Here is a 26,101-nt window from a genome sequence, read left to right on the forward strand (position 1 = left end):
GCCTGCCATTGCACCCAAACATTTCTAAAATTTCTATATTGGAGGTAGTTTTATGAATCACCCTTACAGCGCTCACATATTACGCGCCCTGGCCGTTACGCCGCCAGCCTTTGTCAAACAGCAAAAACTGATTAACTGGGTAAACGAGATTGCAGCGCTGACCAAACCAGAAGCCATTCATTGGTGCGACGGCTCTCAAGAAGAGTACGATCAACTGTGCGCTGAAATGGTCGCTGCTGGCACCATGAAAAAGCTGAATCAGGCCAAGCGACCAAATAGTTATCTGGCGTGTTCCGATCCTTCGGATGTCGCCCGCGTGGAAGATCGCACCTTTATTTGTTCTGCACAAAAAGAAGATGCCGGTCCGACCAATAACTGGACCGATCCAGCTGAAATGCGGATCACCATGGCAGGCTTATTCGAGGGCTGCATGCAAGGTCGGACTATGTACGTGGTGCCGTTTTCGATGGGTCCGCTCGGCTCTGATATCGCCCATATCGGGGTTGAACTCTCCGACTCCCCGTATGTGGCGGTCAATATGCGCATCATGACGCGCATGGGCAAAGCGGTGTACGACGTGTTGGGCACCGATGGCGAATTTGTACCGTGCGTGCACTCAGTTGGCGCGCCGCTGCAAGCCGGTCAAAAGGACGTGGCGTGGCCTTGCAATCCGACAAAATACATCGTTCACTACCCTGAGACGCGTGAAATCTGGTCGTATGGATCAGGCTACGGCGGCAATGCTTTACTCGGCAAAAAATGCTTTGCGCTGCGTATCGCCTCGAACATGGGGCGTGATGCTGGCTGGCTGGCAGAACACATGCTCATTCTTGGCGTAGAGTCTCCTGCCGGCAAAAAACACTATGTGGCCGCTGCATTTCCATCGGCATGCGGTAAGACCAACTTTGCAATGCTGATTCCACCGGTCGGTTTTGAGGGCTGGAAAGTCACCACTATCGGTGATGATATCGCCTGGATCAAACCGGGTGCCGATGGTCGCTTATATGCCATCAATCCAGAAGCGGGTTATTTTGGCGTCGCTCCCGGCACTAACGAAAAAACCAACTTCAATTGCATGGCGTCAATGCGAGACAACACCATCTTCACCAACGTCGCTTTAACCGACGATGGCGACGTCTGGTGGGAAGGCATGACCAAAGAAGCACCGGCGCATCTGATCGACTGGCAGGGTAAGGATTGGACACCGGCAACCGCCAAAGAAACTGGCGCGAAAGCCGCTCATCCGAATGCCCGATTTACGGTCGCTGCGACACAAAATCCGGTCATTGATGCGGCTTGGGATGATCCTGCCGGCGTACCGATTTCTGCATTTATCTTCGGTGGACGCCGTTCGACTACCGTGCCACTCGTTACAGAGGCGCGTAACTGGGTCGAAGGCGTATACATGGCGGCTACCATGGGCTCGGAAACTACTGCTGCGGCAGTCGGTCAGCAAGGCGTGGTGCGCCGTGATCCGTTTGCGATGCTGCCGTTCATCGGCTACAACATGAGCGACTATTTCCAGCATTGGTTAAATATGGGGCGCAAGATTGCCGCTTCTCCAGCGGAGATGCCGAAGATTTTCTGCGTCAACTGGTTCCAAACCGATGACGACGGCAAATTCATCTGGCCTGGATTTGGCGACAACATGCGAGTCTTGAAATGGATGCTGGACCGCCTGGATAACAATGCTGGCGGCGTGGAACATCTATTCGGAACAACACCACAGTTTAGCGATTTGCAATGGGATGGTCTTGCGTTTAGCGAACAGCAATTCGATCGAATTACATCGATAGATAAAGCTGCATGGCAGGCCGAAACTGCGCTGCACACCGAGTTATTCGAGAAACTGAAGTATCACCTGCCAAAGGAACTGGCAGAGGTCAAAGCGGCACTAGAAAAACGTCTCGCGCAGTAACCGTTTGATGGCATCCACTGTGCCAAAGTAATCCCATAAGCGCAATCGAGGTCCGGTTGCGCTTTTTTGCTTTTTAAAGGGATCTATATATATTTTTTTAATATATTTTCACTAAATATTACTTAAACCACAATTCTCACATCACAACGCACACTTGCAAGACGGGCAAAAAAAACCCACCAGCGCACCGCGTGGTGGGTAGAATCCACCCGGGGAGGATGGAGGAGACATTCGGTGAGGCAAAAAAAGTGTTAGGGTTGTGCCAGATACCGTACAAAACGATGATGCAAAAACGATCAAAAAATTACGCTTCCAAAATTACTACAACAGCAACTTAGACTGTCGAATGGGGCGAGATATACGCCGCCAGTTTCTGCAACGGCGCGTGCAACACATACATGATCGGAAATGCGATTGGCCATAAAGTCAGCCAATTTTCGATCCAGGTGCTGAAAAAATGTCCCTCAACACCAAACCACATCAACCGCATCAAAGCCGACATTAAGCCGGTCAATACACAGGATAAAACAAAAGAAGGCAACATTGACGCCAGACTGCGAGACTTTGGCCACGCATTAGCGTTAGGCTTGGGCGGGCGAATTGCTATTTGTCGCTTATCTATCGAGGCAAACTGTTGCTCTCGATCCGAATAGGTGTGCCGCCCCATATCGCCTCCAGAACTAGTTACTACTTGCTAACAAACGTAGTTCAGCGGCCAGACTTGGTTGGCTACCCGCCTCATCATTTGCCATGCGCCGCGCCAACTTGCGGCCGACCATCTTGTTTTCTGCTATGCGACTTTCCAACGATTTGCGTGGCTTGATTAGTAACAACGCCGCGCGAAAAAGGCCGCGTAATAACGGTTTAAATATCATGCCCAGCACTATCGCAACACACAATCCGATGATCGGCCACACCAACGTGCTGGCGGTTTCTCCGGCAAGGCGCATCAACGGAGAATCTAATAAAGCGGCGGAGGAAGTAAAGGCTAAAAATGACATGATATCTGGCTTGTTAATAATATTGATCTTGTGCATTGCAGTATATTATTTGCCGGACCACTGATCCAATCGTGATTTTGGATATCTGTTATGTCTCTTGCGTATACCTTCTTAAGCAAAATTTCGCTGAAAAGTAGAAATTCACCAATAGGTTTTCATCAGTCCGTTGATGATCAAACAATCATATTAGACTTTTGATAAGCATCATATTGCATCGCAATATATTTATAAAACTCTCGAAATTGTATTAGCCCCTTTTTCTCAACAGTTATACACTTAATGAATGCACTTATTTTGCATCTAAACTATCGATAGCCCGCTATTAACCGGATTATCATTACTGACACTCGATAACTGACCCTGGCCCGAACATGAGCTTTCTGACGCTTGATTTAAATTTACTGCGCGTATTCGACGCAATAATGACTGAGCAAAATCTCACTCGGGCCGCCAGTCGTCTGGCAATGACACAACCAGCAGTCTCCAACGCGCTCAAGCGCTTGCGCTATTCGCTCAATGACGAACTGCTGATACGCACCGCACACGGGGTCAAACCGACCCAATATGCAGAAGAACTATGGCCATCGGTACGACGTGCGCTGACTGATCTGGAAACGGCAATTACCCCCGAAACATTTGACGTCTCGCGGGCGCACACTACCTTTCAAATGGCAATGGCTGATGCAACAGCAGCACTATGGTTGCCGTCGCTGGTGCGCACCATTGAACAAGAAGCACCGCAACTGAATATCAGAATGGTCCCGCTAACCACACGTGATCCACGCCAAATGTTATTGCGTGGTGATGTTGATCTGGCAATTGGTTTTTTCCCCGGCGTGACAGCGCAGTTAGCCGGTAGTCAGACCACTTCTGCCTCACCGGTGCACCACGAACGCTTATATACGGGCGAATACGTGTGTGTCATGCGTAAGGATCATCCGCTGGCACAAGTTCCGCTCACGCTGGATGGGTATTGCGAGGCGCATCATCTACTGGTCAGTTTTTCTGGCCGGGCGCATGGGTTGATCGAAGAAATATTAACGGGCTTAAATCGCAAGCGCCGGATTTTGCTCACGGTAAATCAATTTTTCACGGCTGGCCGGGTAGTTGCCAGTTCAGATCTTGTTACCGTATTACCACGCCATTTAATTGGCGCCACCGGAATGACCGACGTGCTGGTGGCACGTGAGCTTCCCTTTGCCACGCCGGCCGTGGATGTCGACATGCTTTGGCATGAGCGCGACGTGCGCAATCCTGCGCACAAATGGTTACGCGCCCATCTGGCGGCAACAGCTCACGCGAAATTTACGCAGGAAATTGTCGAGAAAAAGTAATAGCGAGTAATTGCAAATAAACTGCAAATAAATTGCAACAATAGTGAGCAAATAAAAGCGATCTATTTGTTCGCGCAATAGTTGAGGCAAAAGAGATTGAGGTCAATATGTCGGTGTTAGATCACGTTTCCATTGCGGTTCCCGACTTTGCTACTGCCAGACCTTTTTACGACGCGATCATGTGTGCCTTAGGCGTCGAGAAGGTCTACGATCTCGACGATGCCATGGGTTATGGAACACGTTGCCATGCGGGCGAAGATTCTCACACCTATCTCGCTATTTATTTATAGCCAGATGCCAACTTCAATAACAAACGCCACTGGTGCTTTAAGGCAAAGACCCGCGAGCAAGTTCGTGGCTTTTACCACGCAGGAATGGAACAGGGTGGTCGTGATGATGGCGCACCAGGTTTACGGGTTGATTACCATCCCGATTATTACGGCGCCTTTTTGATTGATCCTGCAGGCAATCGCGTTGAAGCGGTATGTCATCGCGCGGAGTAAGTTGACCAGTGAATATCGACGATAAAGCTGCCCTACGGATGGTAAAGATTCGGCAGTCGCTCGTTCCCATTTAATTACGCCGAACAGTACAGAGCGACCTCCAAATCATCCATCATCCATCATCCGACCAAGCCAATCGTCATACAAATTACTCCGCAACCGTTATTGCCGCTGAAACGCAGCCAGTTGACGATATTGCTGTGAAAGTTGCTGTGGAATAGCGGCATAAATCGGCCATAATTGTTTATAAATCGCCACACTTTCGGGATGCGGTTGATGATGATGGGTCGATCCCACCATATCGGCAATCGCCTCAAGCGAGGATATGCGGCCTAACGCGTATAAACCCAATACAGCCGCGCCGAGGCACGACGACTCAACACTTTCCGGCACCACCACTTCCCGATCAAAAATATCTGCCATCATTTGGCGCCAAAGCGCAGAACGGGCGAAACCACCGGTCGCCATCATACGCCTGGTCGGTCCGATCAACTCTTCGATTCCCGGCAAAATGCTATACAAGCTGAAAATGACGCCTTCCAATGCAGCGCGAATCATCTGCGGCTTACCGTGGTGCAATGCCAATCCGAAGAATGAGCCGCGGGCATCGGCATTCCATAATGGCGCGCGCTCACCAGCCAGATAGGGATGAAATAGCAGACCATCAGCACCAGCCCTGACTTGTTGCGCGATGTCCATTAACGCTTCGTAAGGGTCGCGGTCGCAACGCAATGCCTCGGCCGCTTCTTGCGTCGCTAACTCGTCTCGCACCCACCGTAAAATACTGCCACCATTGTTAATCGGTCCACCAACTACCCAATGGTTTTCGGTCAATGCATAGCAAAAAGTACGGCCCGCCGGATCGGTCACAGGACGCTCAACCACTGTGCGCATCGCACCGGATGTGCCGATAGTGACCGCAACCTGTCCGGGCGCAATCGCATTGACGCCGAGGTTGGACAAAACGCCGTCATTCGCACCGATAATAAACGGCGTTGTGGTCATTAAGCCGAGTTGCTGTGCCAAGGTTGCTGGCAAATCGTCTAAACGATGTGTAGTCGGAACCAGTTGCGACAGTTGTGCTCTGTCAACCCCGATCAATGCCAGCGCAGCCTTGTCCCAATCCATCTCAAACAAATTAAACATACCGGTCGCAGAGGCGATGGAATGATCGACCAGCCATTGTCCGAACATGCGATGCATCACGTATTCTTTAATGCCGACAAAACGTGCACTACGCGAAAAAACATCCGGCTGATCATGCCGCAACCACATCAATTTGCATAACGGCGACATGGGATGAATCGGCGTTCCGGTCCGAGAATAAATCGCATGACCGTCCATTTCGTCACGAATTTTGTTGGCCCATGCGCCAGCCCGATTATCGGCCCACGTAATACTGTTGGTCAGCGGCTGATCATTTTTGTCGATCGCAATCACGCTATGCATGGCAGCGCTAAAAGAGACCAGAACAATTTCCGCAGGACGCACATGCGCGCTGATCCCGGCTTGTTTGACGGCCTGCGCGATACTGGTCAAGACGGCTGCGTAGATTTGTGCCGGATCTTGCTCGGCCATATCTGCTGCTGTTGATATTAAGGGATACTCCACCGCAAATTGGCTCACAACTTGACCATTTATCCTGAACAACACGGCTTTGGTACTGGTCGTGCCGATATCCACACCGAGCATAAATTCCTGAGTATTTTCCTCAACACTTCTTTGATTATTTTTAATATTGCGTTGCACCATAGGTGCTGTGTTCTGTGTTGATTGGAGTGACATCGTATTTCCTCGGAATTTGTTCTTTAATTCATAATGCACAAAAGCATCTACTTCAACCAATAGCGTCGGATGGTATAGCCGTTACTTTCAGGTCAACTATCGCCATTGCTATCAACATTACTATCACTAAAGCCATCATCAAACAATTCTAACCTGTGTTGCGGTCAAAACGATAGGCTCTAAAATGTATACTAATGAACAGTTTGGTAGCGCTATCATTTAATGGCGTATCTTGGACGACTCGTTATTTTCTGTCAAATTGTGTCCGAAAATAGTTTGGTTATTTTCTCTGTTAATTTGCTTTCCAGAGAATCTTATAAAAAACAAAACCGATCTCGCTCAATGACCCCGATAAGCGTTTCTTGGTCAGGTATTAAAATTTATCTAATCCTGAAAATTACAACAACATCACAACACTCGAAAATAGACGATAAAGCCAGTGCTAAAGCGCGTAAGATCAACTTTTAAGTAAAAAACTTGTTAGCGCGGACCGGTCAATTCACAGAAATAGAACGCACTATATGACTAAAGCAGAAACCCTGATAATAGGTAAAAACGAAAAAAATAGTATCTTGAGTACAAAAAAACAAGCGACAAAACAAACCACAAAACAGGATACGGAAGCGGTGAGTGCAAAAATCAACCTCGCACGTCGCGGACGTTCCACCGGCAGAGTGACCATTACGGACGTGGCAAAGGCTGCGAATGTCAGCCCAATGACGGTGTCGCGATCAATCAAATCTCCTGCTTCTGTCCAGCAAAATTTACGTGATCGCATTACCACCGTAATCAAAAAACTAGGTTATGTGCCGAACCAGGCCGCAAGCACGTTGGCGTCATCGAAGTCGCACGTAATCGGTGTCATCGTACCGTCGTTGACCAATGCGGTTTTTATCGATACGCTCAGTGGAATTCGCGATTGCCTCGGACAAGCAGGTTATCAATTTTTAATTGGAGAGAGTCGCTACTCTGCCGATAAAGAAAGTGAACTGATCGCAACCTATATGGCGCATGCGCCAGACGGTTTTTTGCTCACAGGTATTGAGCAGCAAGAATCTGCGCGAGTGATGTTGGCATCCAATAATATTCCGGCAGTCCGAATGTACGATCTTAGCAAAAGCAGTCATGATCTGACCGTCGGCTTTTCGCAAAAAAAAGCGGGCTACAGTGTTGCCAGACATTTCATCGAGCGCGGCTATCAACGTCCCGCGTTTATGGCAGCCCAGCTAGATCCCAGGTCAATGAAACGGCGCGAAGGTTTTAGAAAAGGTTTGATGGAAGCTGGACTGAATCCGAATCTGGAAATTCTGTTGCCAGTACCTTCGACCATCGAACTTGGCGCGCAGTTACTCGCCAAAATTCTGGCGCAGACCCCGAATTGCGACGCGGTATTTTGTTGCAACGATGACTTGGCCCTTGGGGTGCTATTTGAATGTCAGCGCCGTGGCATTGCAGTGCCAGCGCAAATGGCCATCGTTGGTTTTAATGATCTGCCGTGGGCCGCCCAATCCATTCCGGCAATTACCACAATCGTCACGCCACGCTACGACATCGGTTACGTCGCCGCCGAACTCTTACTGAAAACGTTAAAAGGCAAACCGATAGAAAAAGCCCGAATAGATCTCGGCTTTGAACTGGCAATTAGAGGAAGCACCTGAAAAATCGCCAGCGTGGGTGCTTTGGGAAAGCCCCCCGCCAGGGCGTTTTAGCATAAGTTCTGAGAGTATCAAGACTATCGAATTGGCAACTTTGTGGTATGTTTTACTTCTTCCATCACTGCGTAAGTATGGGTTTCACGCACACCTTTCAGCTGTAATAACGATTTCCCCAAAAACTCGCGATAAGCGTTCATGTCTTTTACCCGCGCCTTAACCAGATAATCAAAGCCGCCGGCGACCATATGGCACTCTAAAACCTCTGGGATTACCTGTACGCTTTTGCTAAAGGCATCAAACACCTCCGGGGTCGTACGATCCAAGACCACTTCAATAAACACGAGCAACGCGACATCCAGAAGTTGGGGATTGAGTTGAGCCGTGTAATGCATGATGTAACCAGCATCCTGCAATTTACGTACGCGCTCGAGACAAGCCGCTGGTGATAAATTGACGCGCCCTGACAAGTCTACATTGCTAATCCGGCCATCGTTTTGCAATTCGGATAGAATTTTTTTGCTTATTTTATCTAGCATTTTGCTTGTTTCCGGAAGAATTTTATTCGGTTAAATTTTCGCATTAATAACAAAATTTTGATAGAGACCTGTATTACCAGAATAAATCCATCGTGATGCCGCCTACAATCGAACGATTCGCCTGCACTTAGCATTATTCAGCAATTCTACCCGTTCCTCCCTTATTTTATTGTTTTTTTACCTATTTTGAGAAAATACCATGCCGACGCAATCCACGTTGACTTCCTCGCTGGGCGCAATCCCCTTCACCGAATTTCATGCTGAAGTGATTCGCAATCCATCGCCTTTGCGTTCAGCGATCACCGCCGCCTATCGCCGTGATGAATCGCTTGCGGTGCAATGGTTGCTAGGCCAGGTGGAAGATAGTTCGAGCGCAAGAGTGGCGAGTGCCCAACTGGCGAGCAAACTGGTGCAATCGGTGCGCGACAAACGTACACGTGCGTCGGGTGTAGACGCGTTAATGCATGAATTTTCATTGTCGTCAGAAGAGGGCGTGGCGCTAATGTGCCTTGCTGAAGCGTTATTACGCATTCCCGATCATCAGACCGCAGACCGATTAATCGCCGACAAAATCAGCAAAGGTGACTGGCGTCGTCATCTGGGCGAATCGCCATCAATGTTCGTCAATGCAGCCACCTGGGGCCTTCTGATCACTGGCAAATTAGTCAGCACCAATAGCGAGCGCGGTCTCGGTTCGGCGCTGACCAAACTCATCAGCAAAGGCGGTGAACCGCTAATCCGCAAGGGTGTAGACGTCGCTATGCGAATGCTGGGCAACCAATTTGTCACGGGGCAAACCATCGCCGAAGCGCTCGTCAACAGCCGCGACAATGAAAAACGCGGTTATCGCTACTCATACGATATGTTGGGTGAAGCCGCATTAACCGAAGAAGATGCGGCTGCGTATTATGTTTCCTATGAAACAGCGATTCACGCTATCGGCCGCGCCTCGAATGGTCGTGGGATCAAAGATGGTCCAGGGATTTCGGTAAAATTATCCGCCCTGCATCCACGCTATTCACGTGCTCAAAAGCATCGCACGCTGACTGAATTACTGCCACGCCTAAAAAAGCTGTTGCTGTTAGCCAAGCAATACGACATTGGTTTGAATATTGATGCCGAAGAAGCTGATCGACTTGAACTTTCTCTGGACTTAATGGAAGCGTTGGCTTTCGATCCTGACCTTGCCGGTTTTGAGGGTATTGGCTACGTCGTACAAGGTTATCAAAAGCGCTGCCCGTTCGTCATCGATTATCTGGCTGATCTGGCGCGCCGCAGCGGTCAAAAGTTTATGGTACGACTAGTTAAGGGCGCGTACTGGGACGCTGAGATTAAACGTGCGCAAGTCGATGGCATGCCCGGCTATCCGGTCTACACCCGCAAGGTCTATACCGATGTTTCCTACCTTGCGTGCGCCCAACAATTATTAGCTGCAACGGATGTACTTTACCCACAATTCGCCACACATAACGCGCGGACATTGGCGACTATTTATTGCTGGGCAGAAGAAAAAGGGATTAACGATTATGAATTTCAATGCCTGCACGGTATGGGTGAGACGCTCTATGATCAAGTCGTGGGAAAACAAAATCTGAACAAACCATGCCGAATTTATGCGCCCGTCGGATCGCATCAGACACTGCTGGCTTATCTGGTGCGTCGCTTGCTGGAAAATGGTGCGAACTCGTCGTTTGTTAATCAAATCGTGGACGAAAATGTTTCCATCGATATGCTGATTGCTGATCCATTGGAAGAATCCCGTAAGCTCGGCGGTGAACCGCATGCCAATATCGTATTGCCGCGTGCATTGTATGGCGCTGAAAGAAAAAATTCGGCTGGTGTTGATCTCAGCAACGAAGATGTTTTGCGTGACATCGATACCGCATTTCAGCAATTCCGCAGCAATCAATGGCAAGCCAAACCTTTACTTGCCGTCGATCAAGTTGGTGAGGAAACTACAGTTACGGCAACACGCGAAGCCCAGAAAATTTTGAATCCGGCCGATCATCGCGATATCGTTGGTACCGTAGTCGAGGCTAGCGCTGATGACATTGAAACCGCTCTGCATGTAGCAACATCTTACGCCATGGACTGGCAAACAAGGAAGCCCGCAGATCGGGCAGAGGTGTTAATGCGAGCTGCCGATTTGTTTGAAGAAAATCAGTTTGAATTGATTGCGCTGGCTATCCGTGAAGCTGGAAAATCGTTACCCAATGGCGTTGCTGAAGTGCGTGAAGCGGTTGATTTTTTACGTTATTACGCCGCCCAAATTCGTCATACGCAAAACGCGTTGGCGCTTGGTCCAGTAGTGTGCATCAGTCCATGGAATTTCCCATTAGCAATTTTTGTTGGTGAAATCAGCGCGTCGCTGGCAGCAGGAAATGTCGTACTTGCTAAACCGGCTGAGCAAACGCCATTGATCGCCACACGAGCAGTAGAATTGTTGCATCGAGCTGGTATTCCACGTGCTGCCCTGCAATTATTGCCGGGTCGTGGTGATACCGTGGGTGCCAGATTAACCGCTGATCCACGTGTAAAAGGCGTTATTTTTACTGGGTCAACGGAAGTTGCGCAATTGATTAATCGCACGCTTGCAGATCGCGCAACGAAGGAAAAAGTTGATCTGCCATTCATTGCTGAAACCGGCGGTCAAAATGTATTGATTGTGGACTCCAGTGCACTTCCGGAACAGGTCGTGGTTGACGTGCTGAGTTCGGCTTTTGATAGCGCTGGCCAACGCTGTTCTGCCTTGCGCGTTTTATGTTTGCAAAATGATATCGCAGACAAAACAATCCATATGCTGAAAGGTGCAATGCAAGAATTGTGTATTGGCAATCCCGATCGTCTGATTACCGATATCGGCCCAGTTATTGATGCTGAAGCGCAAGAAAAATTATTGGTGCATATTGATAAGATGAAGGTGACAGCAAAAGACTTCTTTCAATTGCCATTATCTGAGGCAGAAAACCATGGCACATTTGTATCCCCAACTTTGATTGAAATTGGTTCGCTGGGTGAATTGAAACACGAAGTTTTCGGTCCGGTATTACATGTTTTGCGCTATGCCCGCGAACAGTTACCGCAGCTCATTAACGCGATTAATGAGAGCGGTTATGGGCTCACGCTTGGGGTGCATTCGCGCATTGATGAAACTATCGATTTCATTTCACGCAGTGCACATGTCGGTAATATTTACGTCAATCGGAATATTGTTGGCGCAGTAGTGGGCGTGCAACCGTTCGGTGGAGAAGGTAAATCAGGGACCGGTCCAAAAGCGGGTGGCCCGTTATACCTGAAACGTCTGCAGCGCAACGCCGAAGCTAATTTAGGCGCGCATACCATTCACGAGGCCAATACGATTGTTCAAGAAGGCACGTCAGCATTGCAATCCTTATTGGGCTGGGCAAAAACGCACGGCCATCAACGTATTGCCGCGTTAGGTCAGGAATATATTCATCATAGCTGGCTTGGAACATCGATGGTCTTGCCGGGACCAACGGGTGAGCGTAATACGCTGTCGTTCGCACCCCGCGGTGCGGTGTTATGCAGTGCACGGACGGTCGCAGTCATGTTAAATCAGCTCGCAGCCGTACTTGCTACTGGCAACACACCAATCATCGAAGCGGCATCATATGCTTTAATACCAAGCGGATTACCAAAAGCTGTACACGACACTATTCGTATCATTGACACGGTTAGCAATACGACTGACCGTGCCGATAAAAATACTATCGCGTTACATTTTGCCCTGGTTGATGCTGCCGATCTGGAGCGACTGTATCCGTTATTGGCTGCCCGCGAAGGTGCTCTTGTGCCAGTACTTGAAACATCGGAATATGCACCAATTCCATTGTGGAGATTAGTGGCCGAACGCGCCCTATGCGTGAATACTACCGCAGCGGGAGGAAATGCCAGTTTGATGACGTTAGAAGCTTAAGGCTTCAACCTCTTCTGGCTTTATTGCGTGCTCGCGGGGCCATCGTTTAAAGCGATGGCCTTTTTTATTTGTGAAATTGCACAGAACGTCGATATTAGGCATTGGTGACATTCATCTTTAAACGTGAACTTTATTGCCGCGCTGTTTTACTGGCTATGCACCTAAGCGGCGTGAATCGATGCTAATCATCTTTTTATGAATCACTTTAGCGACGCCATCTGACACTAATCTCTGATTTAGGCATGTATAAATTCGTAGACATCCGATATTATCGTAATAGGTTCATGCGTAAACATTGCTTTTCTTCAAGCTATTAATCTGGTTAAATAGGCTGAATAAAGACTCAAAATACTCTTTTTACTACCTAACATCGCACGACGGCACCGCAAAAAACCATGCTTTTAACATGGTAGTGCTGAAAGATATATTGCATTCGCTGCCTGAGAGTTTGATGTGTGCACATCGACCAAGTGACTAGTTTTCACGTGATAAGTCCACGCTAACGATTTACTCTCCGATTGAAATTTGCAGCATGTCTAACCCCATATGTTTATCCCCATATTGATATGACTACTACCAAATTTCGCCTGTTAAAAATTTTTTCATGGTGTCTCGGCGGCTTATTTATTCTGCTGGCGTTATGCGTGGTTTTTATGCTGACTTTCGATTGGAATCTGGCACGCCCATGGCTAAATCAGCGCGTTAGCGATGCTGCAGGCCGCCCCTTTGCAATTAACGGTGATTTGTCATTACATTGGTTTAATCCGCAAACAGAAGAAACCAGTTGGCACAAATGGATTCCGTGGCCACAACTTACGGCGCAAAATATTGTGCTGGCCAACCCCGATTGGGCAAAAACCGGTCTGCATATGGTTGAAGTGGGTCAGGTCACCTTTACGTTACAGCCGCTACCGCTACTTGAAAAACGCATCATCATTCCGAACCTGCAACTCGATACGCCGGTCGTCATGCTTGAACAATCTGCGGATGGTAAGAATAACTGGACCTTTCCTTCAACAGGGCCGAGCCAATGGAAAGTAAACCTGCAAAAAGTGGTGTTAACGCAAGGCACGATACGGTTGCTGAGTCCAATAAAAAAAATTGATATCGACGCGCATATTGCGACTCTGCCGACCACTACAAAAGAGGGTTATGGGTTAGGTTGGAGTGTAAAAGGTAGTTTTAACAAAGCAGCAGTCAGCGGTAAAGGCAAAGCCGGCGCAGTATTATCGCTGGAGAATGTGAATGCGCCCTATCCACTAGAAGCGGACGTGCACATCGGAAAAACCATCATCGCGATCAAAGGAAGTTTAACCAAACCGAGCGATCTGGCCGCGCTCGATTTGCGTTTAACACTATCCGCAACAAGTATGGCTGATTTGTATCCGTTGACTGGTATTTTATTGCCAGCAACACCTCCGTTTTCCACAGAAGGACGCTTGATCGGCAACGTCAAGCCTGGCGGCGGCGAGTGGCGTTACGAGAATTTTAACGGTCACGTCGGTTCAAGCGATTTATCCGGGACACTCGATTATATGGCACGAGATCCAAGACCATTATTGAAGGGCACATTGGTATCAAATCAGTTGCGCCTGGTCGACCTGGGTCCGTTAATCGGGGCAGATTCCAATGCAAGTAAAGCTAACCGAGGCGTAGCACCAAATCAACCCGCCGACAAAGTGCTTCCGACTGAGCAGTTTGATACATCTCGTTGGGGCAGTATCGATGCTGATGTAAAATTTACCGCTAAAAAAATCATCCGGTCTGAGGCCCTGCCTATTCAAGACCTCAAAACGAATATCCATTTAAAAGACAGCCAACTATCACTGACGCCGTTAGATTTCGGTATAGCGGGTGGAAACCTGATTTCAACCATCAGGCTGGACGGTAGCGGTAAAGTTATGAAGGCCAAAATAACGCTTTCAGCTCGGCACCTGAAAATTAATCGTCTTTTCCCAACCCTTGAGTCAGCCCGCGCCAGCCTTGGTGAGATCAATGGTGATGCTGCCTTGATGGGTACGGGCAATTCTGTTGCAGCGCTAATGGCGACGTCTAACGGCGAACTCAAAACGTTGATTAACCAAGGAACCCTGAGTAAATTCATACTGGAGGCAGCCGGTCTGAACGTCGGTAATGTTGTCCTGTCTAAACTCTTCGGCGATAAACAGGTAAAGCTCAATTGCCTGGCTAGCGACTTTGTGATTGTCAATGGCGTCATGCAGACACGAACATTCCTACTGGATACGGATGATGCAATGATTACCGTCAATGGTCAGATTAATCTGAAGACCGAGGTTATGGCGCTGAATGTCAAACCAAAAAGCAAAGGTCTACGCATAATTTCCTTCAGATCGCCTCTATACGTCGCTGGGACCTTCAAAAACCCAGATGTAGGGGTTGATAAGGGTATCCTGGCATTAAAGGCTGGCAGCGCGATTGCGCTTGGCGTTCTATTTCCGGTCGCAGCGATCTTGCCACTGGTGAATATCGGCTCTACCCAGCAGACAGATTGCGCGTCGTTACTTGCAGAAGTCAAACTTAAACCTGTGATACCTCCGTCAGCACATTGAAACTTACAACTAGACTTTCACTAGATGTCTAAGCATGTTTTACTCGGCTTATAAATAGCAGTCGCTAATCATTCCATTAAGCGCCTTCAAAAATTGCAGCAAACGCCCTCCGCGCCAAGCGCTTCCTTCGGACGGTCAGGCGCTTTCCTATTCGGAGCGCAATTCAAGGTCAGGTAATGCTCGACAATCGCTTCTTGAGGTGCAAAAAGCGATTGTATCGTTCGTCCCGGATGCTTAGAGCGTTCATTCTGGCTTCTATAGCGTTTCATTCCTATTTCGACTCCTTATTTTGATTCCTTACTTCGCAAATTTGCACCAAATGTGAATCGCCTTAGGTGATTTTATGCACTAAGTGCCTCATTGGGTAAAGCCCCAATAGCCCAAATTGACATGCAATATGCCGTACGCGAACTAACCAGATGTGCTGGCTGATGTCGTGCTTAATATTTTAAATGAATAGAAGTAATGTGGATAAGGCTGTGGATATGTCGATCTATTAATGGGGATATCTCGTTATTGTTGACGCATTTCTTTTTTATTCAGCAACTATCCTTTACTCATACAACGTTTACTCAAGCTTTATTCACTCTTTAACAGTATGTTTACAAACAGATTTATGCTGTTATCCACAGAAAATGTCGTCGTTAACTATTACTACTATTTATATCTATAAATCGTTAACTAAAGAGATAAAAAAGATTTTTTCAAAAAAATAGAGCAAAAACCAGGTGTTTCACTCAGTTAAATCCGTTTAACTGACCTATTGAGAATTTAATTCTGCAAATAGTTGTTTGTAAGCTGTTTGTTTAAATGTGTTTTACTCGCAAATATGCTTAAAGCTTGGCTTTGATCGGTCTGTAGCCCGTGCAAGTTAAACGCTAGATGGCTTTGTTCTAGCTTTGAAAGAGGTAGAAAAAGGGATAAAAGAATAAAATTTTCTTTAGCGACATCAAAAAAACATTTTTCAGCTTAATACCGGATTAAAAAAGCAATTTTCTGAATAAAGCTGTGGATAACAAGTGAATAAGTTGTGGAAAATGAGGGTTTCTTGGTATATGCAATTGTTATTCAACAGATGCTCTCAAGTAGTACAGCGTTTACTCTGACGTTATCCTTGTTCTACGTTGCTGTTTACAAAAAGAAAATTGACGTTATCCACAGAAAAGGTGGTCGTTAACTACTATTACTATTTATATATATAAACAAGTAAACACTAATACGACTTTGAAGTAAGCGATATAAGACGAAGATTAGACAAAAACGTCTGTTCAAAAAATGTCTGGCAAGATTAAAGTTAAGTGAATTCGTAATAGCGCATGAAAGCGAATCAACTTATATCGGTCCAGTGCTTTAAGGTCTGTGGATAAGTCTTTGGATATCGAGATGAATAAGTTGGGTACAACCTACTAAATCTTAATAAACATTTTTTTATCCACCAGTTATGGTTAATGAATACATTGTTTAAGAGGGACTTATCCTTATCCTAAGTCATTGTTTTTAAATGAGATTTCTGACTTGTACACAGAAAAGTAGGGTGTTAACTACTACTACTATTTATATATATAAATCTATAGATTAAAAACATAAGGAAAAAAAGAGTAAAAGCGACTTTTTTTGGCAACGTTTAAAACAAAAACGAGCATTTATTCCGTTTGTAAAAAACAATTTATTCCTTTAAGGAATCATTTCTTATTGCCAATAGAAGGATAGCTTGCCTATATTTTTGTTGTCGGTAAGCTCCTAGTAAGCAACAAAGTGGATAAATAAGCATTTATGAATAAACAGGATATGAGCCCACGTTCTTTTAGGTGAAAAGTTAGTGATTTTTAAACATGACACTTGATGGCCTGCCAAATCGTATGAATGTGATTTTACAAATTGATGGTCGAGTCAAATTAGTCTCTTTGACTTGTCGTTAAAATAATATTTCTTAATTGCAACATATTATTAAAATAATTAATATCCACTTATAAAAAGCCCGCCAACAAAACTGATGGACGAGTCTTAAAGACTAAGCGACCAAGCTTATAAATGAGGATGACAAATGGAAGTAGCAGGAAAGTACGACTACATTATTGTTGGAGCAGGAACTGCGGGTTGTGTATTAGCTAATCGATTGACACGAAACCCCAATGTCAATGTGCTATTGATTGAAGCGGGAGCAAAAGACGACTACATTTGGATACATATCCCGGTAGGTTATCTTTATTGCATTAATAATCCACGTACCGATTGGTTGTATCGGACTGAGCCTGATTCTGGACTGAACAATCGCAGCCTGATTTATCCACGCGGAAAGGTGCTTGGTGGATCTTCTTCCATTAACGGCATGATTTATATGCGAGGCCAAGCCCGTGATTATGATCAATGGGCGTCAATTACTGGTGATACGTCCTGGCGTTGGGAAAATGTTTTGCCACTTTTTAAGAAAAGTGAAGATCACTACAATGGAGCGAGCGCTTTTCACGGAGTGGGCGGAGAGTGGAGAGTGGAAAAACAGCGATTGTCATGGCAAATTCTGGATGCTTTTCGGGATGCCGCCGCTGAGACGGGTATCCCAAAAGTGGATGACTTCAATCAGGGTAATAACGAGGGTGTAGGTTATTTTGATGTCAATCAAAAGCGTGGAATTCGATGGAATGCGTCAAAAGCATTTTTACGTACCGCAGCGACCCGCGGAAATCTAGAAATCATGACCGGTTGTCATGTAAAACGGCTTCAAATTAATGCCGGTGAAAATGGTTTGGAATGCACAGGTGTTGAATTTTTAGGCGGTGGCAAAGAATGGTCGGCAGAAGCAGCTAAAGAAGTTCTATTGTGTGCTGGAGCAATTGGTTCGCCGCATATTTTACAATTTTCGGGAATTGGCCCAGCCACGCTCTTGCAGCAAAACCATATTCCGGTTGTGCATGATTTGCCGGGTGTTGGAGAGAATTTACAGGATCACTTGCAGATTCGCATGGGATTTAAAGTCTCGGGCGTGAAGACGCTCAACATGATGGCGAGCAATTGGGTCGGGAAAATGAAAATTGGATTTGAATATTTGCTGTCACGCAGCGGTCCAATGTCGATGGCGCCATCGCAGTTAGGTGCGTTTGCTAAATCCGATTCCACCCAGGAAACACCTAATTTGCAGTACCACGTGCAGCCATTATCATTGGAAAAATTCGGCGATCCTCTGCATAATTTTCCTGCATTTACCGCCAGCGTTTGTAATTTGCGACCAACGTCTCGTGGTCATATTCGGGTCGCGTCGGGTGATCCTATGGTTGCCCCGAAAATCACGTTAAATTACCTTTCTACCGAGCTTGACCGTAAAGTAGCTGCGGCTTCTGTAGTGTTAACAAGAAAGATTGCTGCGGCCCCCGCATTGCGAAAATATGCACCAGCAGAGTTTATGCCGGGTAACGATTTTCAAACCGAAGAAGACCTGATTCGCGCTGCGGGCAACGTGGGTACGACTATTTTTCACCCCGTCGGTACTTGCATGATGGGTAAAGTAACAGACAAATTAGCGGTAGTTGATAGTAAATTACGTGTAATTGGCGTAAATAGACTGCGTGTAGCAGACGCTTCAATAATGCCAACGATTACTTCAGGAAATACAAATTCACCAACTATTATGATTGCCGAAATGGCGGCTAAATTTATTTTGGAGAAGGTTTCTGAATAGATCGGGCTTACGGCTAGATTTGCCAAATCAGGGTTACCGACAGTTTAACCAACATCTTGGTAACCACGCGATTTTCTGTGGCTTAAATTACCATAAAATGTTGTTGATTTGAGTTTAGTACTTATACGTATTGCTCAGTGTTCTGGTCCTCTGTACTATCCGTCAAACCAGTTTCAGTTGCTATCAACCTAATAAAAAATTTGTACCGATGGCTTGTCACGGCGCAAAGAAAAACCCTAAGGAGACAGGATGAGCGATTTCATCTTAGAAACGAAAAGCCTGACTAAAGAATTTAAAGGCTTTACGGCGGTAAGTGATGTCAATTTACAAGTTGAGCGCGGCCATATTCATGCTTTGATCGGTCCTAATGGTGCTGGCAAAACGACCTGTTTTAATCTGCTAACTAAATTTTTGATTCCGACGACCGGACAAATTTTGTTCAATAATCGTGATATCACCCTTTCTGCGCCTGCACAAATTGCGCGACAAGGGATTATTCGTTCTTTTCAGATTTCAGCCGTGTTTCCGCATTTGTCGGTGATGGAAAATGTTCGCATCGGTTTGCAACGCAATTTAGGCACCTCTTTCCACTTTTGGAAAAGTAGCAAAAGTCTTTCCCAGTTACGGGATCGTGCAATGGAGCTGCTGGCAGAAGTTGATTTGACGGAATTCGCTGATACCTTAACCGTTGATCTTCCTTATGGTCGTAAGCGGGCATTGGAAATTGCGACAACACTAAGTATGAATCCGGAACTAATGTTGCTTGATGAGCCGACGCAGGGAATGGGACATGAAGACGTGGATCGGGTTACAGCGTTGATTAAGAAAGTTTCGGCAGGTAGAACCATCCTGATGGTTGAGCACAATATGAGCGTAGTTGCCGGTATTTGCGACAAAATCAGCGTCTTGCAGCGCGGCGCGATTTTGGCAGAAGGCGACTACAAAACCGTGTCAACTAACCCACTTGTAATGGAAGCGTATATGGGTACTGAAGCAAGCACACTCGAAGGAGCGCATTAATGCCGTCTGTTATGTCTCAGCAAGGTTCTGAAAATACAGTGGAAAAATCCAGTAATTCGGTTAAACCACCTGCGCTTTGCATTACCGATCTGCAAGCTTGGTACGGCGAATCACATATTTTACACAGCGTGAATTTGACGGTAAATGCCGGCGAAGTAGTGACTTTACTGGGCCGTAACGGTGCTGGGCGGACGACTACGATGCGCGCGATCATGGGATTAACAGGTACGCGTAAAGGGTCTATAAAGGTCGGTGGTGTTGAAACTATCTCCTTACCAACGCATAAAATTGCGCATCTTGGTCTGGGTTATTGTCCTGAGGAACGCGGTATATTTTCTTCGCTTTCTACCGAAGAAAACTTGCTCTTGCCGCCGTCTGTTTCGAAAACTGACAAAGGTATGTCAATAGCAGAAATTTACGACATGTTTCCTAATTTGGAGGAGCGTAAAAATAGTCAGGGAACCCGGTTGTCTGGTGGTGAACAGCAGATGTTAGCGGTGGCGCGTATTTTGCGTACGGGCGCGCGGCTGCTGTTGCTTGATGAAATTTCTGAGGGCCTTGCACCGGTGATTGTTCAAACTCTAGCGCGTATGATTTTATTGTTGAAAGAGAAGGGTTACACCATCGTTATGGTGGAACAGAACTTTCGATTCGCAGCGCCGTTAGCTGATCGCTTTTATGTGATGGAACATGGACAGATAGTGGAAACATTTGGTGCCTCACAATTACAAGAAAAAATGCCCGTATTGAATACGTTACTGGGTGTTTAAAAAATAGTAGTCAATACAAAAAAACAAAAATAATAAAGCAAAAACAATAAAGTAAAAATAATACTAATACATAAGCTGATCACACTAAATGCGTGATTGTCAGGTAAAAATGGAGAGCAAATTGAAGATTAAATTGAAAGCAGTATCACTCGCAGTATTTTCCACACTGGCGTTTGGCGTCGCTGGATCTGCCACGGCACAGATATCTGGCGATACAATCAAGATTGGCTTTATTACCGATATGTCGAGTGTGTATTCGGATATTGATGGCCCTGGCGGTGCAGAAGCAATCAGAATGGCTATCGCTGATATGGGTGGAAGCATTAACGGCAAAAAAATCGAATTAATCGTGGCCGACCATCAAAATAAAGCGGACATTGCATCAAGCAAAGCGCGCGAATGGTTTGATCAGCAAGGCCTGGATATGTTGATCGGTGGGACCAATTCCGGCACTGCGCTGGCGATGGCAAAAATTGCTGCTGAAAAGAAGAAGCCATTTTTTGAAATCGGCGCGGGTAGCACACGTTTGACTAACGAAGAGTGCACGCCTTACACGGTGCATTACGCGTATGACACCTATGCATTGGCTAATGGAACAGGTTCTGCAGTCGTCAAGCAAGGCGGTAAAAGCTGGTATTTTCTGACCGCTGATTATGCGTTTGGAAACTCGCTGGAAAAAGATACAACAGCCGTGGTGAAGGCATCAGGCGGAACTGTTTTAGGTGCAGTCAAGCATCCGTTAAATGCATCTGATTTTTCTTCATTCCTGTTGCAGGCACAAGCATCCAAAGCGCAAATTATTGGATTGGCAAACGCCGGTGGCGACACCATTAATGCGGTCAAAGCAGCAAACGAATTTGGTATTACCAAGACTGCCAAACTGGCAGGTTTACTGGTCTTTATCAATGATATTCATTCGCTGACATTGAAGCAGACCCAGGGAATGTATTTGACCGATAGTTGGTATTGGGATCAAAACGATGAATCACGTGCCTGGGCCAAGCGATATTTTTCAAAAATGAAAAAAGAGCCATCGAGCTTGCAAGCAGCCGACTATTCTGCGGCCACGCAATATCTGAATGCAGTGAAAGCCATCGGTACCGATGATGGTGAAAAAGTGATGGCACAGTTGCGCAAGACAAAATTTAACGACATGTACACCAAAGGCGCCTACTTGCGCCCTGACGGACGCGTGGTGCATGACATGACCTTGTATCAGGTTAAGGCACCGGCAGAGTCAAAGTATCCATGGGATTATCTCAATAAAATTCAAACAATCCCTGCGGAAAAAGCATTTATGTCTAAAGCAGATTCTAAATGCGCGACTTGGAAATAATTGATGTAGTTGATATTAGCAGGTAGCAGGATTTTTGATATTTGTTAATACGATGCTCTTTGTCGCTGAATAAGCTGCAACTGAATTACAACTAAGTCCGTCACTCACGGCATGTCGTTTGCCTGACGCAATATGCGTCGTGAAACATATGCCTGAGTATTTTTTTATGATTCATCACTATTCCAGTTCTGTCCAAAATTCTTCTGCCGTCATGCTTAAAGTGAGCTTAGGCGTCAGCAAGGATACTGTTAGCTGAAGTAATCGGTAAGTAACCTGTTGTCAGGTATATTCTCGATTAATTTGACGAAAATTCAGGACCGAATTGAGTGTGATTTTATGATGACATTGCCATGGAATTGTTCGGCATCCCTCTGCAAGCCTTGATGAGTCAGCTACTGCTGGGCTTGGTCAATGGTTCTTTTTACGCCATGTTATCGCTCGGCCTGGCGGTAATCTTTGGCTTACTTAATGTAATTAATTTTGCGCACGGTGCGTTGTACATGATGGGCGCATTTTTGGCCTGGATCGGATTGTCTTATTTTAATCTGAACTATTGGGTCATGCTCGGTCTGGCACCGTTGATCGTTGGTGTTTTCGGCATCATCATCGAAAAAACCATGTTGCGCTGGCTGTACAAACTTGACCATCTTTATGGTCTGTTGCTGACCTTCGGTATTACGTTGATGGTAGAAGGTATTTTTCGCTCGTTTTACGGGGTTTCCGGTCAACCGTATTCGGTCCCTGACTTGCTGAGCGGTGCGACTGATATCGGATTTATGATATTGCCAAACTACCGTGCGTGGGTCGTATTTGCGTCGCTAGTCGTTTGTTTTGCGACCTGGTTTGTCATCGAAAAAACTAAGCTTGGCGCCTATTTGCGTGCTGGTACGGAGAACCCAAAACTGGTTGAGGCTTTTGGTATCAACGTGCCATTGATGGTGACACTCACCTACGGTTTCGGTGGTGCGTTGGCTGCCTTTGCCGGCGTGCTGGCGGCGCCGGTCATTCAAGTCTCTCCGTTGATGGGTTCCAATCTTATTATCGTTGTTTTCGCGGTGGTAGTGATTGGCGGCATGGGTTCAATCATGGGCTCTATCATTACTGGATTAGCGTTGGGTGTCATTGAAGGTCTGACGCGTGTTTTTTATCCCGAAGCATCGGCTACCGTGGTCTTTATTGTCATGGCAATCGTTTTGATGATTCGTCCTGCTGGTTTGTTCGGCAAGGAAAAATAGAAAATGAGCTATTCCGTGCGCTATTACCTCTCGGTAAAAAAACGCTATAACAAACAAGTTATCAACGACGCTAATCGTATGCAAGGATGGTCAGCATGAATAAAAAAGTTTTCTATGGTGTGATATTGATCGCCGCGCTGGCAGCGCCGTTTGGTATCTATCCCGTATTTTTGATGAAAGTATTGTGCTTTGCATTGTTTGCATGTGCTTTCAATTTGCTGATTGGTTTTACTGGTTTGCTGTCGTTCGGTCATGCTGCGTTTTTCGGCGGTGCCGGTTATGTTGCTGGTTATACGTTGACGAAATTGGGCTTGCCAACAGAAGTAGGGCTGATACTCGGCACCTTGACGGGCGCATTGATTGGCTTGGTCATGGGTAGTCTGGCGATTCGGCGACAAGGTATTTATTTCACGATGATTACCCTGGCGCTGGCACAGATGGCTTATTTCGTTTGCCTGCAAGCGCCGTTTACTGGCGGTGAAGATGGTCTGCAAGGCGTACCACGCGGCAAGTTGTTAGGCCTGATCAGTCTTGATAGTGACTTAACTTTATATTACGTTGTGCTGGCGATTGCGGTGCTTGGATTCGCATTGATAGTACGGACGATTAATTCACCTTTTGGTCAGGTGCTGAAAGCCATCAAGGAAAACGAACCGCGTGCGATTTCACTTGGTTACGATGTGAACAGGTACAAATTACTGGCGTTTGTTTTATCGGCGGGACTTACTGGGCTGGCGGGTGCAACCAAAACGCTTGTGTTGGGCTTTGAGACGCTTACAGACGTGCACTGGACCATGTCTGGCCTTGTGATATTGATGACGTTGGTTGGTGGCCTTGGTACGCTGACGGGGCCTATTGTCGGCGCTGTGATTATCATTGTGCTTGAAAATAAGCTGGGTGATATCGGCAGTTGGTTGGCCGTAGTGACGCATGTCGACTGGTTTAATGGTTTAGGTGAATCGGTGACGATTGTGACTGGCTTTATATTTATTGTCTGCGTGCTGGTGTTCCGGCGCGGGATTGTCGGTGAAATCGGAGCGTTGTTTAAGCGCCGGGTGGCTGATAATTAAACAGTTTCAGAACAGCTTTGGTGACAAAACTGTTGCACCGTTTAAAGCCCGCGCAGAGTAGTTGCGCGGGCTTTTTTAGTTTCTGTTTGCTCTGTTATTGTCACGATATATTGTTACGATATGTGCGGTCGTCAGTTTGCTGCTACCAGCTTGTGTCGATGATTTTTTTATCGGTATTTGATGGGTATCGCAAAAGGCGGTTTGCCCGTTTGCTTTATGACTTCAACCTGGATTCCGAGACAAGTCTCGACCGTCTCCGAGGTCATGGTAATGGTGGGCGCATCCTGTACCAGTATCGTTCCATCGTCCAGGTTCCCATTATTTTGACCTTTGAAATAGGGACAGAATGGATTTGAATCATCCCGTTATTACCGACGAAAATCATAATCGGTAACGCGCTGACAGCGGCGGCGGTTAAGATTACTTTTAATGCGCCATTGTCGACCTGACGTGCAGTTTGCCGCGCTGCCAGACGGTATGCTTGCGTGCGGCTCAGACCAACATCACGCAGTATGCTGAAAAATTGATGCTTGTCAGTCATACCGTTCGATGCCGCCTGGAACCTGGCAACACCGATGGCCGCTGCCGCTTCGCGATGACGTAATTTTTATTGCAGTTATTGCAGATGATTGGAAATCACTTCTGCCTGAGATGTGTCGGAGTTTAAAAACGCTGTCGTAGTCTGCTTGGATTGAATGGAGTCGCGCATGATTATTTTTCTTTTTATTATTGCAATTTAAGTCCGACAGTGAAACTGCGACCGGGTGCGGTATAGGCGTCTTTCACATTGGAACTTTCTGCTAAGCCGCGTACATCTGACCAATTCCAATATTTGCTATCGAATAAATTGCTTACTCCTGCGTACAGCGTGGCAAATTTGCTGAAGTTCAATCCGGCGCGCAGGTCGGCGATAGTAGAGGAGGGTGGCGCGAAATAGGTCGGCGTAGAAATATCTTTACGGCGCTTGCCGCACTGATAGTTGATGTCTGCCTGCACAAACCAACGTTCGCTTGGTTCGTAGCGCAATCCGAGCACCGCCATGAAGGGATTGACGGTGTCGAGCGGATTGCTTTGGCCGTTGGACCGCGTCGAACCTTTGGTGTAAGCCATACCGGTTTTGATACCGATGCCGTTCGAAAACTGCCAATCGAGTCTTCCTTCCAATCCGCTAATTCGGGCCTCACCGCGATTGATGTATTGAAAAATGTAAGGATCGACGTAGGGACGACCGCTGCCGCTGACAATTTCCTGTGAGATAAAGTTTTGATACCGGCCAGTGAATGCGGCCGTGCTGTAACGCAGCACGTTGCCTAAGTCGCTATTGATTTTGCCGCGCAACCCAATCTCTATCGTAGTGCTGGTTTCAGGTTTTAGATCAGGATTGCCGACAGTGGCATAACCGAACATCGGATTTCCGAAGCTATTGTTGACCTGATCTGGCGTCGGAGTGCGGAAGCCGCGTGCGTACTGAATGTAGGGTACGAGTGCTGGATTAATTTCAAGCATCAAAGCCAGTCTCGGCGAGATGGTGTTGCCGCTTGCGGGCGTGGCGTGACCGGTGTAAGCCGGATCGTTGCTTTTGGGTGTTAGCCGATAGGAATCAAAGCGCAATCCAGGTACCAGCGTCAAACCATCATATGGAGTGAGTGCAATCTCATCTTGCAAAAAACGCCAAACAATCCGTAGTCCGTGTCAGGGAAGGCTTTGTTTGGAAAAGGAGCCTCTCCAACGCCCGGTACGGTACCGTTACGCGCACCG

17 protein-coding genes and 1 pseudogene are annotated in these 26,101 nt (G+C 46.7%); 12 read left to right on the forward strand and 6 right to left on the reverse strand.

The genetic code is table 11. The features are described 5' to 3' along the window. Window positions 1-52 precede the first annotated feature (52 nt). Complete coding sequence (locus tag RGU75_RS07340; protein WP_322234483.1) at window positions 53-1,918, forward strand: phosphoenolpyruvate carboxykinase (GTP); 1,866 nt, start codon at window positions 53-55, stop codon at window positions 1,916-1,918. Between the two features lie 334 nt (window positions 1,919-2,252). On the opposite strand, the gene RGU75_RS07345 is transcribed toward RGU75_RS07340, so the two are convergent. Together RGU75_RS07345 and RGU75_RS07350 are read right to left on the reverse strand one after the other, a co-directional pair. Beyond that, window positions 2,253-2,585 carry a DUF2798 domain-containing protein gene (locus RGU75_RS07345; protein WP_322234484.1) on the reverse strand — a complete coding sequence of 111 codons (333 nt, stop codon included), beginning with the start codon at window positions 2,583-2,585 and terminating at the stop codon, window positions 2,253-2,255. A gap of 13 nt (window positions 2,586-2,598) precedes the next feature. Beyond that, window positions 2,599-2,919, reverse strand: coding sequence for a hypothetical protein (locus RGU75_RS07350; protein WP_322234486.1), 321 nt, complete (start codon window positions 2,917-2,919; stop codon window positions 2,599-2,601). 371 nt (window positions 2,920-3,290) lie between these two features. Between RGU75_RS07350 and RGU75_RS07355 the strand changes: the two genes are divergently transcribed. Next, window positions 3,291-4,253: a LysR family transcriptional regulator gene (locus tag RGU75_RS07355; RefSeq protein ID WP_322234488.1), complete on the forward strand. Its 963-nt coding sequence runs from the start codon at window positions 3,291-3,293 to the stop codon at window positions 4,251-4,253. 107 nt (window positions 4,254-4,360) lie between these two features. Next, window positions 4,361-4,756, forward strand: a pseudogene (locus RGU75_RS07360) (VOC family protein). Window positions 4,757-4,918: 162 nt separating this feature from the next. On the opposite strand, the gene gntK reads toward RGU75_RS07360, so the two are convergent. Then, window positions 4,919-6,448 (reverse strand): gluconokinase, encoded by a 1,530-nt coding sequence (gntK, locus tag RGU75_RS07365; RefSeq protein WP_322240314.1) that lies wholly within the window; start codon window positions 6,446-6,448, stop codon window positions 4,919-4,921. Between the two features lie 719 nt (window positions 6,449-7,167). On the opposite strand from gntK, the gene RGU75_RS07370 reads away from it, so the two are divergent. Further along, on the forward strand, window positions 7,168-8,199 hold the full coding sequence (locus RGU75_RS07370) for a LacI family DNA-binding transcriptional regulator (protein WP_322240316.1): 1,032 nt from the start codon (window positions 7,168-7,170) through the stop codon (window positions 8,197-8,199). A gap of 74 nt (window positions 8,200-8,273) precedes the next feature. Here RGU75_RS07370 and RGU75_RS07375 read toward each other — a convergent pair whose 3' ends face one another. Next, the gene (locus RGU75_RS07375; protein ID WP_322234490.1) at window positions 8,274-8,732 is read right to left on the reverse strand and encodes an Lrp/AsnC ligand binding domain-containing protein; all 459 of its coding nucleotides are present in this window, start codon (window positions 8,730-8,732) and stop codon (window positions 8,274-8,276) included. A gap of 199 nt (window positions 8,733-8,931) precedes the next feature. Between RGU75_RS07375 and putA the strand changes: the two genes are divergently transcribed. The 8 genes from putA to RGU75_RS07415 all read left to right on the forward strand — a co-directional run bounded on the left by putA (window position 8,932) and on the right by RGU75_RS07415 (window position 24,343). Beyond that, a complete protein-coding gene (putA, locus tag RGU75_RS07380; protein WP_322234493.1) occupies window positions 8,932-12,669 on the forward strand; it encodes a trifunctional transcriptional regulator/proline dehydrogenase/L-glutamate gamma-semialdehyde dehydrogenase in 3,738 nt (1,245 codons plus the stop codon). A 566-nt stretch (window positions 12,670-13,235) separates the two neighbouring features. Further along, window positions 13,236-15,239: an AsmA family protein gene (locus RGU75_RS07385; RefSeq protein ID WP_322234495.1), complete on the forward strand. Its 2,004-nt coding sequence runs from the start codon at window positions 13,236-13,238 to the stop codon at window positions 15,237-15,239. Window positions 15,240-17,283: 2,044 nt separating this feature from the next. Next, on the forward strand, window positions 17,284-18,912 hold the full coding sequence (locus RGU75_RS07390) for a GMC family oxidoreductase (protein WP_322234497.1): 1,629 nt from the start codon (window positions 17,284-17,286) through the stop codon (window positions 18,910-18,912). Between the two features lie 249 nt (window positions 18,913-19,161). After that, window positions 19,162-19,932, forward strand: coding sequence for an ABC transporter ATP-binding protein (locus RGU75_RS07395; RefSeq protein ID WP_322234499.1), 771 nt, complete (start codon window positions 19,162-19,164; stop codon window positions 19,930-19,932). 11 nt (window positions 19,933-19,943) lie between these two features. Continuing rightward, window positions 19,944-20,702, forward strand: coding sequence for an ABC transporter ATP-binding protein (locus tag RGU75_RS07400; protein ID WP_322240318.1), 759 nt, complete (start codon window positions 19,944-19,946; stop codon window positions 20,700-20,702). A gap of 127 nt (window positions 20,703-20,829) precedes the next feature. Continuing rightward, entirely contained in the window at window positions 20,830-22,038 is a 1,209-nt protein-coding gene (locus RGU75_RS07405; RefSeq protein ID WP_322240320.1) for an ABC transporter substrate-binding protein, read from the forward strand. Between the two features lie 350 nt (window positions 22,039-22,388). Then, window positions 22,389-23,273: a branched-chain amino acid ABC transporter permease gene (locus tag RGU75_RS07410; RefSeq protein ID WP_322234502.1), complete on the forward strand. Its 885-nt coding sequence runs from the start codon at window positions 22,389-22,391 to the stop codon at window positions 23,271-23,273. Between the two features lie 95 nt (window positions 23,274-23,368). Next, window positions 23,369-24,343: a branched-chain amino acid ABC transporter permease gene (locus RGU75_RS07415; RefSeq protein WP_322234505.1), complete on the forward strand. Its 975-nt coding sequence runs from the start codon at window positions 23,369-23,371 to the stop codon at window positions 24,341-24,343. 262 nt (window positions 24,344-24,605) lie between these two features. On the opposite strand, the gene RGU75_RS07420 is transcribed toward RGU75_RS07415, so the two are convergent. After that, window positions 24,606-24,884, reverse strand: a complete 279-nt coding sequence (locus tag RGU75_RS07420; protein ID WP_322234508.1) for a ChuX/HutX family heme-like substrate-binding protein — start codon at window positions 24,882-24,884, stop codon at window positions 24,606-24,608. A gap of 185 nt (window positions 24,885-25,069) precedes the next feature. Beyond that, window positions 25,070-26,008, reverse strand: a complete 939-nt coding sequence (locus tag RGU75_RS07425) for a TonB-dependent receptor (protein WP_322234510.1) — start codon at window positions 26,006-26,008, stop codon at window positions 25,070-25,072. Window positions 26,009-26,101: the final 93 nt, after the last annotated feature.

Origin of the sequence: Glaciimonas sp. CA11.2, from assembly GCF_034314045.1 — a bacterium.
Classification (GTDB): Bacteria; Pseudomonadota; Gammaproteobacteria; order Burkholderiales; family Burkholderiaceae_D; genus Glaciimonas.

Excerpts from the sequence above, each read along its gene's own strand:
- RGU75_RS07340 (WP_322234483.1), top strand. The coding sequence starts at position 53 with ATGAATCACCCTTACAGCGCTCACATATTACGCGCCCTGGCCGTTACG.
- RGU75_RS07345 (WP_322234484.1), bottom strand. The coding sequence starts at position 2,585 with ATGGGGCGGCACACCTATTCGGATCGAGAGCAACAGTTTGCCTCGATA.
- RGU75_RS07350 (WP_322234486.1), bottom strand. The coding sequence starts at position 2,919 with ATGTCATTTTTAGCCTTTACTTCCTCCGCCGCTTTATTAGATTCTCCG.
- RGU75_RS07355 (WP_322234488.1), top strand. The coding sequence starts at position 3,291 with ATGAGCTTTCTGACGCTTGATTTAAATTTACTGCGCGTATTCGACGCA.
- gntK (WP_322240314.1), bottom strand. The coding sequence starts at position 6,448 with ATGCTCGGTGTGGATATCGGCACGACCAGTACCAAAGCCGTGTTGTTC.
- RGU75_RS07375 (WP_322234490.1), bottom strand. The coding sequence starts at position 8,732 with ATGCTAGATAAAATAAGCAAAAAAATTCTATCCGAATTGCAAAACGAT.
- putA (WP_322234493.1), top strand. The coding sequence starts at position 8,932 with ATGCCGACGCAATCCACGTTGACTTCCTCGCTGGGCGCAATCCCCTTC.
- RGU75_RS07385 (WP_322234495.1), top strand. The coding sequence starts at position 13,236 with ATGACTACTACCAAATTTCGCCTGTTAAAAATTTTTTCATGGTGTCTC.
- RGU75_RS07390 (WP_322234497.1), top strand. The coding sequence starts at position 17,284 with ATGGAAGTAGCAGGAAAGTACGACTACATTATTGTTGGAGCAGGAACT.
- RGU75_RS07395 (WP_322234499.1), top strand. The coding sequence starts at position 19,162 with ATGAGCGATTTCATCTTAGAAACGAAAAGCCTGACTAAAGAATTTAAA.
- RGU75_RS07400 (WP_322240318.1), top strand. The coding sequence starts at position 19,944 with ATGTCTCAGCAAGGTTCTGAAAATACAGTGGAAAAATCCAGTAATTCG.
- RGU75_RS07410 (WP_322234502.1), top strand. The coding sequence starts at position 22,389 with ATGGAATTGTTCGGCATCCCTCTGCAAGCCTTGATGAGTCAGCTACTG.
- RGU75_RS07415 (WP_322234505.1), top strand. The coding sequence starts at position 23,369 with ATGAATAAAAAAGTTTTCTATGGTGTGATATTGATCGCCGCGCTGGCA.
- RGU75_RS07420 (WP_322234508.1), bottom strand. The coding sequence starts at position 24,884 with ATGACTGACAAGCATCAATTTTTCAGCATACTGCGTGATGTTGGTCTG.